This is a genomic window from Serratia sp. 22264 (assembly GCF_052045345.1).
Lineage (GTDB): Bacteria > Pseudomonadota > Gammaproteobacteria > Enterobacterales > Enterobacteriaceae > Serratia > Serratia plymuthica.
Window position 1 is genome coordinate 190,294 of record NZ_JBQEOY010000007.1, and the last position, 12,097, is coordinate 202,390.

Sequence of the window (12,097 nt, forward strand, 5' to 3'; positions counted from 1 at the left end):
AAGTAATATTATGAAAAAAATAGACTATGAAGTTTATGCATTACGCTATGCTGAGCACAAACAACGCTCGCGTAATGAAAATTTCATTTCAAGCGACGAACACGATAACAGTAACATGCCATTGGATTTTTATTTGTGGTTAATAAAGGATGGTGACACTTGCATTCTTGTTGATACAGGATTTAATGCGGAAATGGCAATAAAAAGAAACCGCCATTATCATGCCTCGCCAGAATCTCTGTTGGCACAACTAGGTATTAATGCAGAAGATATCCAGCACCTGATTATTACACATATGCATTATGACCACATTGGCAATCTTGCCGCGTTTCCTAATGCGGTCTTGTATGTGCAAGAGAAAGAGATGCATTATTGCACGGGCCGGGCCATGAATCATGAATTTATCCGTGCGCCCTACGATCCGGATAATATCGCCAATGCCATATATCGCCTGCATGCCGGCAAAGTTCGCTTTGTAAACGCCAATGAAGAAATACTGCCCGGTGTCAACATCCATCATATGGGAGGACATACCGATGGAATGCAAATCGTTAGTGTTAATACCGAACGAGGCACAGTCATTCTCGCCAGTGATGCGGCACATTATTGGCACCATTTGCGTAAAGGGACTCCCTTCCCAATTGTTATGAGCATCCCCGATATGCTAACGGCGCACCAGCGTATCATTCAGTTATCCTCAGGCCCAGACCATATTATTCCCGGTCACGATCCTGCTGTCAGGCAGCGTTTTCCGAAATGGAATGATAATCCCAATATCGTTCAACTCCACCTATCTCCACGGGATTGAAAATGAAGACAATGCAAATTGCTATCGTAGGTGCTGGTCCAAGAGGTTTAAATGTTCTTGAACGCTTTGTCGAACTGATACATAAAGAAAATTTTTCAGAAAATATAACACTGCATCTTATCGATCCGGGTATTCCAGGAGAGGGATGCCATCCTTCAATACAGCCGTCGCATTTATTGGTGAATACCGTTTCATCGCAAATTACTCTGTATGCACCGGAAAGCCTGGCTCTGGCACAGGGAGGGGAATCATTTATCGACTGGGCTAAGTCACAGAATTATCGCCGGTTGGAAAATGAATTTAAGCAAATACCTGCTGGAACCCTATTGAACGATATGGATTATTTACCCCGCAATCTGCTGGGTAAATATTTGCATCATTTCTACCAGCGCCTGTGCTCAATGCTGCCAGCATCAGTCAATCTCGTGGTGCATCGTACCGAAGTCCTGGATATCGTTCATGATGGCATCTATAAATTGACACTAAAAAACCGTCAGCCCTTGGTGGCGGATTTTGTCTTTTTAACCACGGGTCACGGCTATCGTAAACCTACAGAGGCAGATTTGACCTTTCGCAAATTTGTCGATTCTCATCAACAACAGAACCCTCTTCTTGCGTACTACCCCACGCCATATCCGATTGCAAACCTGGATAGCGTGAAGCCTCAAGCCACTGTTCTTATTCAAGGGTTTGGCTTAACGGCGCATGATACGATCTCGGCCTTTACCCTCGGACGTGGAGGGCGTTATCAGCAAACCCCAAACGGCTTGATCTACCTCCCTTCGGGGCGGGAACCAAAACTAAGGCTTATTTCACGGCAATGCCTGCCCTTCGCAGGTAGGGGCATTAACCAAAAAGGTCTGACTGGTCGCCATCAGGCACAATTTTTCACTCCACAAGCCGTCGATATCATACGCCAACAAACATTGCTGAAAACAGGCGATCCACGCCTGAATTTTGAGCAAGACCTCTTACCGCTGCTCTTGAAAGAAATGGCCTATGCCTGGCGCTGCGCCGTCGTCAAAAAAAAGGTGAGCACACAGACATTCACGCCGACTGCCGAAGAGATTGCGTCAGTCCGAGCTATTATTTGGCCGCTGGAAGGAAAAACCTTCAACAGCTTCACTGAGTATGCTGCATTCTTTCGCCTGAGCATTGAACATGACTTGCAGGAAGCACTTAACGGTAACATGAACAGTCCGGTCAAAGCCGCCACAGATACTCTTCGTGACGTGCGTGAATCCTTGCGCAGATCTGTGGAATATGGCGGTTTATTGCCGGCATCGCACCGTTATTTCATCGAACAATTCAATCCCATCATTAACCGTATTTCTTTCGGCCCCCCTGTCCGACGCAACCAAGAGCTGTTGGCTCTGATGGATGCGGACATTTTGACATTGGCCGGTGGCCCGGGCTCATCTATCACCAGTGATGAAAGAACAGGTAAATTCATTGTCCGCAGCATCTTTAACCAGGAGCATTGGTTGGAGCAGGCTGATGTGATTATTAGCGCTCGTTTAGACAATTATTCTCCTTTGACTGATGCCAGCCCACTCAGCTCGCAATTATTGAAACGCGCGATTATTCGTCCTTTTCGTAATGGTGATTACCACCCTGGAGGTATCGCTATAGACGAAAATTTGAACCCGCTGGATGCTGAGGGCAATCCACAGAAGCAACTGTGGGCCATGGGTTTTTTGGTTGAGGGGCCGCATTACTACACTCATGCACTGCCAAGACCCCATATGGATTCACGCCAGGTCACTGATGCCGAAATAGGTGTCCGCAGTTGCTTGCGGCAAATCAGGCAACATATTGAACAAAAAAATCAGATGGTTACCTTCTTATGAAACCAACAAACTCTTCACTTGGCGCAGCCATTCATGCCGGCAATCTGCTCCCCTTCGAGCAATACCTTACGCAGAGCCGTAATGCTAAAGAAGTTGCCCTTCACTGGGACATCAATGTAATAAACCAAAATCTCGGTCAGCGAACCAATACCAGAGGGGCTCTTAACCTTAATAATCCGGCACGACGTATGGTGGGAGAAATGGCTTCAGGTATTTCCATGGCCGTTCAAATCATTGCCCCCCGGGAAAAAACCCAATCTCATGCACATTCTTTCTGGCATATTTATATTGTGGTATCAGGCCAGGGAGAAGTTTTCATTGATGAGAAAGAAAATATGAAAATACAGTCTGGTGATGTCATTTACATTCCCGCATGGAGCCACCATCAATTTATCAATCCCCATAACGACGCCCCTCTAATGTTATACGCAATGCAGAATCTTCCCGCCATGGCGGAGATGGGCACATTAATGCGGAAGGAGAGTAATGATGTCACCAACATTTACTCTGAGTAAACACTCTATATTAAAAATCCTTATTTTACGGATGGTGGAAAATGTCTGATATTTCATCACAAACAGCGCTAAGCACTACAAAAGTAATGACGCGAGTTTTTTTACCCTTTGCGTTTGGTCATTATACTTCGTTTATATTTCGTAATATCAACGCGGTATTAACCCCTTTTTTAGTCTCCGCCTTGAGTTTATCGGCCGGGCAGTTGGGTATTTTATCCAGCGCCTACTTCTTTTCTTTCTCGCTGGCACAATTACCTGTTGGCTTGGCGCTTGACCGTTATGGCCCAAAACGCGTGCAGCTCTTCCTGCTAGGTATTGCGGTAATAGGAGCCATTCTTTTTGGCGTCGGGCAGGATTTTTCAACGCTTTTAATTGCACGTATTTTAATTGGCCTTGGTTTAGCCTCCTGTTTTATGGGATCTATCAAGGTGCTTTCTTTCTGGGTACCGGACAAAAAGCTACCTTCCATCCACGGTTATCTGCTCGCTGCCGGCGGTCTGGGAGCCATGACATCCACCTTACCGGTAGCCTGGCTGGCCGGATTCGTCTCCTGGCGCATGCTGTTCTTCGCCATGGCAGGCGTAACAGTCATTGTCATGCTGGCTATTGCACTTTGGGTGCCTAAAGATCCCGTTGAACACCGTATGGTTAAATGGCCAACCCTGGCTTCACTGATGGAGGTTTACCGCGATCGCGCTTTCCGTCGGGTAATCAGCCTTCTGTTATTGCCACATACCGTTGCTTTCGGTCTGCAGGGATTATGGATGGGAAAATGGCTACAGGACATTGGTCAATATGATAATAAGACCACGTCAATTTATCTGTTTATTGGCATGGGCGCCGTCGTCGTGGGTTCATTATCCGTAGGGGCTATCACCGAATGGGCCGGCAAGTACGGTATTAAACCCATGGAAGTAGGCGGTCTGGGCGTCGCGCTATTCCTGCTGGTGCAAATACTGTGCATCTTCAATATCGTTCCCTTGCTACCGGCACTGTCGATCGCCTTTACCCTCATTGGCACCATAGCAGGCCTGGAGTATACCATTGTCGCGCAAAGCGTCTCCCCCGCCATGACGGGGCGTGCTGCAACTTGCCTCAACCTGCTGATTTTATTTGGCGCTTTCTTAACCCAAACCGGCTTTGGCGTCATCATTGGCTTCTGGCCTGTCGACAAACTGGGTCATTATCCAGCGATCGCCTATCAAGTTGCTTTCGGCATAATGGTATTACTGCAGTTACCCGGGCTGCTGCGCTGGGGGTCGCGTATGGTTGTTCGGGGGACCTTACGTACACCTGAAGGTCAAGAATAATGGCCGTCCACAGGGTTTTATATGCCGGGCAAGTCTCCTCCGCATCTGCCCGTGTGCGTATTGCACTAAAAATAAAACGATTGGAATTTCAAGAAATTACTATTGGGCTGGCTGAAGGTGAGCAGCATCGCCCCGCTTATTTGCAGTTACAGCCCCAAAAGTTGGTGCCTGTACTGGTTGATAAAAACGGGACGTATATACAGTCACTGGCGATTATTGAATATTTGGATGAATGCTACCCTTTGCCCCGCTTGTTACCCAATACGCTCAGTGAACGGGCCTGGGTTCGTGCATTTGCGCAGATTTTCTGTGCCGACACGCATCCCTTACTCACGCGCCGTGTGTTCTCACTGCTGAATCAGATGAGTATGGGGGAAGAGGAAATACAGCAATGGCGGATGCATTGGCTCAGAGAAAGCTTTGTCGCCGCAGAGGAAATGTTGTCGCAAAGATCGCAGAGCATGACCTATTGTCAGGGTGATCAACCGGGATTAGCCGATATTTTTCTAATACCTCAATGTGATGCAGCACATCGTATGGGATTTTCGCTCGAACTTTATCCTAACATCTGGCGTATTTATACGCATTGCAAACAATTAGAGGAATTTAAAATGGACAGGAGCAAAGAATGATCGTTGCAATTAGTACGTTTTCTTTACTACCGAATCAATCTAAAAAAGATATTGAGGCCATTTTTGTCAACTCGGCAGAAGAGTGGGCTAAAAACCCACATCTGATCTCAAAACAGTACTTTATCTCACCAGATTTAACTCATGCAGGTGGCATTTATTATTGGAAAACCATGCAAGATGCAAAAAATTGGTTGGGAGAGTCTTATAGTAAAATGATCTTGAGTTCGTACGGTAGCATCCCTCAGGTAACATTCTATGAGACGAGTTTTTTTGTTGACGTACCAAATAAAAATATAACCCTGAAGTAACTATTCGGAGAGCAGTAAAACCATGTCGTATTTTTTCAATAAGAAATATACCTGTTGGTTAATGGGTTCACTATTTTCCTGGATGACTCTGTCCGTACAGGCAAATGATACAGTAAAAGGCAATAATCCACTGAGTTGGCCGTCGCAATGTGCCACTGTTCACTATTCTGCTGAAGAAAAAGCCTTGACGCGTTTGCCAGACCTTACTCGCCAGCAGGTTACACAAGAACAATTACAAGCGATAAAAAAAATTACAGAAGGTCCTCGCGGTTGTATTTTTGGCCCTTTCGCCGTGTTATTACGCAGCCCTGAATTACTGAACCGAGTTCAGGCGTTAGGCGAACATATTCGCTTCATGTCCCAATTACCACTGCGCATAAGGGAGTTTGCCATCCTCATAACCGGGCGCGAGATTCAAGCGCCTTACGTATGGTATATCCATGAACCCATCGCATTGCGTGCCGGCATTACTCTCGAAACAGCCGGCTTCTTGGCCAAACAGCAGCATCCTCCACATTTAACGGAGGATGAACGCATCGTATATGATTTTCTGACGGAATTACATCATACCCACATGGTACAGGACGCCACCTATCTGGCTATGCAGCAACGTTTTGGCGATGCAGGTATCGTCGAACTAACGGCGCTAGACAGCTATTTTGCCTTGCTTGGCCAACAGCTCAACGTCGCCAGAACGCCCGTTCCCGAAGGGGTCATTATCCCTTTTAATCCGCCCTGGAAGGCTTAACTATCACTTACCGTTTTCTGCCCCTACACGAGAGGTTCCTCCATGGCTTTGTTTATTACTGACGAATGCATTTATTGCGATATTTGCCGTCCAGCTTGCCCGAATAGTGCCATTTCCGCAGGCAGTGATTATTATCAAATAGATCCTAATCTCTGTACCGAATGCATAGGACATTATGACGAACCGCAATGTCAGCAGATTTGTCCCGTAGATTGCATTCCCTTATTGCCTGAAAACACCGAGACGCACGAGCAATTATGGAATAAGTATCTGCGCATTTCCGGCCAACGGACTGCCTGAGTCGACAAAGGGATCGGTCGTAGCGGCTTGCCGCCGACCCATTTGCCGGGAGAAAATTAGAACGACTTCATGTCACCCCATAGGATGGGACACAAGGACGTGTCCCATAATGGCCCCCGGTGCACCTGGCCCGAGTCTCTCAGGCTCTAAGGCAATGTTGTCAGCATCCTTAGGGCCGATCACTGCCTTTTTATTCATCCATTCCCACTCTGACAGCGACGGATTTTCGCCGCCAGAGCAGCCAGATGCTCATCGTCGGCGCGAGCGGCGTCGTGCGAGGAAAGATACCCCTCGTAACGATCGAAAAACTTGGTCGATTTGGACTCTATCGGCTGCCATTGATCCAGCCCGGCGGTACCGTGCATCGGGATCAGTTTGGCATGCACGTGATCGACGCCAAAGCCTTCGAACACCATGCCGCAGCGGCCCACGTCGTCAAATGCCCGGTCGAGCAATTGCGCCACCCGCTTGGTCGCCAGCATCAGTTCGCTGAGCGCCTCGTCCGGCAGCGCAAAGGCGTAGCTGTCAAAGTGCGCCTTGGGGATCACCACGCTGAAACCTTCGGTATTCGGATAAATGGAGAGAAACGCCATATGCGCGTCATCCTCCCAGATTTTATGGCACGGCACTTTGCCCGCCACCATGTCGCAAAAGATGCAGCTCATCATTTCTCCTTGTGATTCACAGCGTTTCGACCAATTCGAATTCTTCAAACACCAGCCACATATCCGGTGCGAAGCTGCCTTCACGGCTGAAAAAAGCCCGGTGCCCCTGCTGCCAGAACGCCAGGCTTTTATCCCCTTCACCCTCTTTGGCCGCCATCTCGGCGCTGACGTCACAGTAGCGGATCAGCCGCAGGGAGAGCGTTCTGATCACGCAGGCGGGTTCCCCTCGCCCATCAAGGATGACGCTATAATCGCCCAACAGAGGCGACTTCTCTTGCCGGTAACTGGCATAAGAACCGCAGGTCGCCGTTTTATCCCCGCTCAGCACTAGCTGCAGCAGTTCATTGGCCAATTCGGGCCCATCGCCGAATGCCCAACGCGCAGCCTCGGGGTAACGGTCCAAAATCGCGTTTCCACTCATCGTCTTATCGCTCCCTTTAATGACCTGCGGCAACGCAGTTCAGTTTTTCCCTGCCAGACAGTTTATACTGTGCAGATTATAAGCCTTCATTTTCTTCAGCACGCTCCGCAGGAGCACAAGGAATTACCACCAGCCATGTTAAGTTACCGCCACAGTTTTCACGCCGGCAACCACGCCGACGTGCTCAAGCACACCGTTCAGAGCCTGATCATTGAATCGCTGAAAGAAAAAGAAAAACCTTTCCTGTACCTGGATACCCACTCCGGCGCAGGGCGCTATCAACTGAGCGGTGAGCACGCCGAACGCACCGGGGAATACCTGGAAGGCATCGGCCTGCTGTGGCAACGTGACGATCTGCCGGAAGAGCTGGCGGCTTACATGAGCGTGATTCGCAACTTTAACCGCACCGACAGGCTGCGTTACTACCCTGGCTCCCCACTGATTGCCCGTCAGTTGCTGCGCCCGCAGGATAAAATCCACCTGACCGAGCTGCACCCGAGCGATTTCCCGCTGCTGCGCAACGAGTTCCAGAAAGACGAACGCGCCAAGGTGCAGCGTGCCGACGGCTACCAGCAACTGAAATCCCAGTTGCCGCCACTGTCGCGCCGCGGGTTGATCCTGATGGACCCACCGTACGAGATGAAAACCGATTATCAGGACGTGATCAAAGGCTTGCAGGAAGGCTATAAGCGCTTTGCCACCGGCACTTACGCGCTGTGGTATCCGGTGGTGATGCGCCAGCAGATCAAACGCATGCTCAAAGAGCTGGAAGCCACCGGCATCCGCAATATTCTGCAGATCGAACTGGCGGTAAAACCCGACAGCGATCAGCGCGGCATGACCGCCTCCGGCATGATCGTGATTAACCCGCCGTGGAAGCTGGAACAGCAGATGAAAAACGTGCTGCCGTGGCTGCACAAGACGCTGGTACCGTCGGGCAATGGCCACCATTTGGTGAACTGGGTGGTGCCGGAATAAGCCCCCCTGGCGCGGTACGCCGCGCCTTTATACCCTATAGCTTTCAAGTTGCAGCTAGGCGGCCAACTCGCTCATCCCCAGCCGCTTACTTAAGTAAGTAACTGGGGTGACAAATCTGCAGGGAGCAGATTTGAACGCTGCCAGCAGCGGCCCCACAGGGGTGTGGCCCATGGACGGGCCACATAATTGAGTGCAGATAACAACGCTGCAACTTGAAAGATGACGGGTATACCCCACCTATCGCAACCATCGACGCAACCTTTGCGACAAACCCGTATCAGGCGTTAAACTCTTACCCTCTTCGATTCACACAATTCATGGAAATCCCAGATGACCAAACATTACGATTATCTAGCAATTGGCGGCGGCAGCGGCGGCATCGCATCGATCAACCGGGCAGCCATGTATGGCCAGAAATGCGCACTGATTGAAGCCAAGGAACTGGGCGGCACCTGCGTAAACGTGGGTTGTGTACCGAAAAAAGTCATGTGGCACGCGGCGCAGATCGCCGAAGCCATCCACCTGTACGGCCCGGATTACGGCTTCGATACTACCGTCAACACCTTTGACTGGAAGAAGCTGGTCGCCAACCGCACCGCTTATATCGACCGTATCCATAATTCCTACGACAACGTGCTGGGCAAAAACAAAGTCGACGTGATTAAAGGTTTCGCGCGCTTTATCGACGCCCACACGGTGGAAGTAAACGGCGAGAAGATCACCGCCGACCATATTCTGATCGCCACCGGCGGCCGCCCGAGCCACCCTGACATTCCAGGCGCCGAATACGGCATCGACTCAGACGGCTTCTTCGAGCTGGACGCAATGCCAAAACGCGTTGCGGTCGTCGGCGCGGGCTATATCGCGGTGGAGATCGCCGGCGTGATGAACGCGCTGGGGGCCGAAACCCACCTGTTCGTGCGTAAACACGCACCGCTGCGTACCTTCGATCCGATGATTGTCGAAACCCTGGTGGAAGTGATGAACACCGAAGGACCGAGCCTGCACACCGAATCCGTGCCGAAAGCCATCGTCAAGAACGCCGACGGCAGCCTGACGCTGCAACTCGAAAACGGCAAGGAATTCACCGTCGACAGCCTGGTATGGGCGATTGGCCGCGAACCGGCGACCGATAACCTGAACCTGAGCGTGACCGGGGTGAAAACCAACGAACAAGGCTATATCGACGTCGATAAATACCAGAATACCAGCGTAAAAGGCATTTACGCGGTGGGCGACAACACCGGCGCGGTTGAACTGACCCCGGTTGCGGTCGCCGCCGGCCGTCGCCTGTCCGAACGCCTGTTCAACAACAAGCCGGAAGAACACCTGGATTACAGCAACATCGCCACCGTGGTGTTCAGCCATCCGCCGATCGGCACTATCGGCCTGACCGAGCCGGAAGCTATCGAGAAATTCGGCGCCGACAGCGTGAAAGTGTATAAGTCTTCCTTCACCGCCATGTACAGCGCCGTGACGCAGCACCGCCAACCGTGCCGCATGAAGCTGGTGTGCGTAGGCAAGGAAGAGAAGATTGTCGGCCTGCACGGTATCGGCTTGGGCATGGACGAGATCCTGCAGGGCTTCGCCGTCGCCATCAAGATGGGCGCCACCAAGAAAGACTTCGACAACACCGTGGCGATCCACCCGACCGCAGCGGAAGAGTTCGTTACCATGCGTTGATTTGCATGCCCGGCGGCCAAAGCTACTGGGTAAACGGCAACAAAAAGGTCAGGTGCCTCAGGGCCCTGACCTTTTTTTATATTTGGCGTGGTGACGTCATCCATGCGTGTCAGACCGTTAATGCAACTACCGGCAATCGCCTTTAATCCTGTTGGCATCACTATAAAGAACCTGTTTTTAACAGTTCATCAAGCAACCAGAATCCTGCCGGCCCAGGTGGATGGAGTTTTGACCAGACCGCATCCGACGAGATATGTCGGGGCCATGTTTTCATCTTTAATTCGACCAGACGCCCTCTGCCATATTGCTTTACCAGGCTGCGTGGCAACTCAGCCCATCCAAAGCCTTCTTCAGCCATTTCCAGGATCATAAAGTAATCTGACGCAGACCATACATTGCCGTGCGGTTTATTTTCAGATCCCACATGCGTATTCAGATACAGATTGCGGTATCGAGCCAAATGGGCTTCTTCAACGTTTTCCAGCAGCGTTAACGGGTGCTTGCGTCCCACATACAAAGCCATGTCAACACGCACTGGCAGGCGTTCCACGATAATATCTTGTGGGTAATTCATCTGTGTGGTTAGCAACCCAAGATGAGCCCTTCCATTTTGCAACAGACCCAACACATCATCGCCTTCAGCATCTAGGCATTCGAGCTCGATAAGCGGATAGCACTTCTCAAACCTATGCATCAACTTATGATTTGGATTGAGCTGATATACATCAGAAATAACGATAGTTAGCTTATCTTCAGTCACCTTTTCAGCCGCAAGCCGCAGTGTCAATTCTTCAAGCCGATCGGCTGCCGCCAAGACGTCTTTTACATACCCCAAAACTTTATGTCCGGCAGGCGTTAATGCCGGGTATCGTGATGTACGGTCAAATAAAAGTACGCCAAAGTCCTCTTCAAGGTTCGAAATCGCCATACTGATAGCAGACTGTGACTTTCGCAATTTTCGTGCTGCGGATGAAAAAGAACCGTGAGTAACGGCTTCGACAAACGCCTGAAAAGCTTCATGAGAACATCGCATAATATATCAACTTCCCTGATGGTAAGTATTTTGCACAGTATGTGTTACACCTTGATAATGAGCGACACAAACCGGAAAGTGATTGAGGAGAGGTTTAAAATGGCTAGTTTAGCGAACGGCGCTAGTACACGAATGCTGGCATGGATGTGCTTAATGGTGGCCATCACTTTTGAAGTGGTAGGGACGTCATTCATGGCCTCTGCAGCCCGTGATGGCGGGTATTTGGGTTATCTCGTCATGGCCGCGGCCTTGGCGGTTTCTTATTACTTTCTCGCACTGTCAATCCGGACGATTGGTGTCGGCGTAGCCTATGCCATTTGGGAAGGTTTGGGGTTGACGTTATTAACGCTGGTCGGCGTCTTTATTTTTAAGGATAACCTGTCCATGAGAGAGTTGATGGGTCTTGGCATTGCGGTTGTGGGCATTGTCTGCGTTGCTTTGGGTGAGGAGCATTAATCATGACGGCACTGGCTATTTTCTTCGTAACGGTTTCCGCGTTCATTGACATCATTGCCAATATGATGATTGCCAAATCACAGGGCTTCCGCAAGGTTGGCTGGGGCATTGGCGCTATCGTTTTGGTCTGGATTGCCTTCGCCTTGCTGGGGCAAGCGGTAAAAACCATGGATCTGGCGGTGGCTTACGCCATGTGGGGGGCGATTGGCGTCACCGGTACAGCCGCGTTTGGTCGCATTTTGTTTGGCCATCGACTACGCCCGATTGGCTGGTTTGGCATTGCAGCGATAACGGTCGCGGTTATTGTCTTATCAACTGCATAATATCTTTTGAAAATCAGGACCTGTCGATATTAAAAATGCGCCATGCTCTCTGATATACCGTAAAAAT

15 protein-coding genes are annotated in these 12,097 nt (G+C 50.1%); 12 read left to right on the plus strand and 3 right to left on the minus strand.

From position 1 onward, the window contains the following. Positions 1-10 precede the first annotated feature (10 nt). Genes ACTJJ1_RS21265 through ACTJJ1_RS21300 form a run of 8 tightly spaced genes read left to right on the plus strand, consistent with a single transcriptional unit; the run spans position 11 to position 6,471 of the window. Positions 11-808, plus strand: coding sequence for an N-acyl homoserine lactonase family protein (locus ACTJJ1_RS21265; protein WP_110605957.1), 798 nt, complete (start codon positions 11-13; stop codon positions 806-808). A 2-nt stretch (positions 809-810) separates the two neighbouring features. Next, positions 811-2,658: an FAD/NAD(P)-binding protein gene (locus ACTJJ1_RS21270; protein WP_004951586.1), complete on the plus strand. Its 1,848-nt coding sequence runs from the start codon at positions 811-813 to the stop codon at positions 2,656-2,658. Continuing rightward, entirely contained in the window at positions 2,655-3,173 is a 519-nt protein-coding gene (locus ACTJJ1_RS21275) for a cupin domain-containing protein (RefSeq protein ID WP_020457647.1), read from the plus strand. Before ACTJJ1_RS21270 ends, ACTJJ1_RS21275 begins: the two co-directional genes overlap by 4 nt. 41 nt (positions 3,174-3,214) lie before the next feature. Next, a complete protein-coding gene (locus tag ACTJJ1_RS21280) occupies positions 3,215-4,483 on the plus strand; it encodes an MFS transporter (protein WP_110605956.1) in 1,269 nt (422 codons plus the stop codon). After that, complete coding sequence (gene maiA, locus ACTJJ1_RS21285; protein ID WP_020457648.1) at positions 4,483-5,115, plus strand: maleylacetoacetate isomerase; 633 nt, start codon at positions 4,483-4,485, stop codon at positions 5,113-5,115. The genes ACTJJ1_RS21280 and maiA overlap by 1 nt, the downstream gene beginning before the upstream one ends. Then, positions 5,112-5,423 (plus strand): YdhR family protein, encoded by a 312-nt coding sequence (locus ACTJJ1_RS21290; RefSeq protein ID WP_110605955.1) that lies wholly within the window; start codon positions 5,112-5,114, stop codon positions 5,421-5,423. Before maiA ends, ACTJJ1_RS21290 begins: the two co-directional genes overlap by 4 nt. A 22-nt stretch (positions 5,424-5,445) precedes the next feature. Next, a complete protein-coding gene (locus ACTJJ1_RS21295; RefSeq protein WP_440835176.1) occupies positions 5,446-6,171 on the plus strand; it encodes a carboxymuconolactone decarboxylase family protein in 726 nt (241 codons plus the stop codon). 42 nt (positions 6,172-6,213) lie between these two features. Further along, complete coding sequence (locus ACTJJ1_RS21300; RefSeq protein ID WP_071824751.1) at positions 6,214-6,471, plus strand: YfhL family 4Fe-4S dicluster ferredoxin; 258 nt, start codon at positions 6,214-6,216, stop codon at positions 6,469-6,471. 194 nt (positions 6,472-6,665) lie between these two features. Here the strand turns inward: ACTJJ1_RS21300 and ACTJJ1_RS21305 are convergent, their stop codons facing one another. Both ACTJJ1_RS21305 and ACTJJ1_RS21310 read right to left on the minus strand, forming a co-directional pair. Then, complete coding sequence (locus tag ACTJJ1_RS21305; protein ID WP_004951592.1) at positions 6,666-7,136, minus strand: HIT family protein; 471 nt, start codon at positions 7,134-7,136, stop codon at positions 6,666-6,668. Positions 7,137-7,152: 16 nt separating this feature from the next. Beyond that, positions 7,153-7,557, minus strand: a complete 405-nt coding sequence (locus ACTJJ1_RS21310; protein ID WP_440835179.1) for an ASCH domain-containing protein — start codon at positions 7,555-7,557, stop codon at positions 7,153-7,155. A gap of 135 nt (positions 7,558-7,692) precedes the next feature. On the opposite strand from ACTJJ1_RS21310, the gene ACTJJ1_RS21315 reads away from it, so the two are divergent. Both ACTJJ1_RS21315 and gorA read left to right on the plus strand, forming a co-directional pair. Continuing rightward, a complete protein-coding gene (locus ACTJJ1_RS21315; RefSeq protein ID WP_004951595.1) occupies positions 7,693-8,535 on the plus strand; it encodes a 23S rRNA (adenine(2030)-N(6))-methyltransferase RlmJ in 843 nt (280 codons plus the stop codon). A 330-nt stretch (positions 8,536-8,865) separates the two neighbouring features. After that, positions 8,866-10,218 carry a glutathione-disulfide reductase gene (gorA, locus tag ACTJJ1_RS21320; protein ID WP_004951597.1) on the plus strand — a complete coding sequence of 451 codons (1,353 nt, stop codon included), beginning with the start codon at positions 8,866-8,868 and terminating at the stop codon, positions 10,216-10,218. 160 nt (positions 10,219-10,378) lie between these two features. On the opposite strand, the gene ACTJJ1_RS21325 is transcribed toward gorA, so the two are convergent. Beyond that, complete coding sequence (locus ACTJJ1_RS21325; protein WP_440835181.1) at positions 10,379-11,251, minus strand: LysR family transcriptional regulator; 873 nt, start codon at positions 11,249-11,251, stop codon at positions 10,379-10,381. Between the two features lie 99 nt (positions 11,252-11,350). On the opposite strand from ACTJJ1_RS21325, the gene ACTJJ1_RS21330 reads away from it, so the two are divergent. Together ACTJJ1_RS21330 and ACTJJ1_RS21335 are read left to right on the plus strand one after the other, a co-directional pair. After that, the gene (locus tag ACTJJ1_RS21330; protein WP_440835183.1) at positions 11,351-11,707 is read left to right on the plus strand and encodes a DMT family transporter; all 357 of its coding nucleotides are present in this window, start codon (positions 11,351-11,353) and stop codon (positions 11,705-11,707) included. Positions 11,708-11,709: 2 nt separating this feature from the next. After that, positions 11,710-12,030, plus strand: coding sequence for an SMR family transporter (locus ACTJJ1_RS21335; RefSeq protein ID WP_004951599.1), 321 nt, complete (start codon positions 11,710-11,712; stop codon positions 12,028-12,030). Positions 12,031-12,097 lie beyond the last annotated feature (67 nt).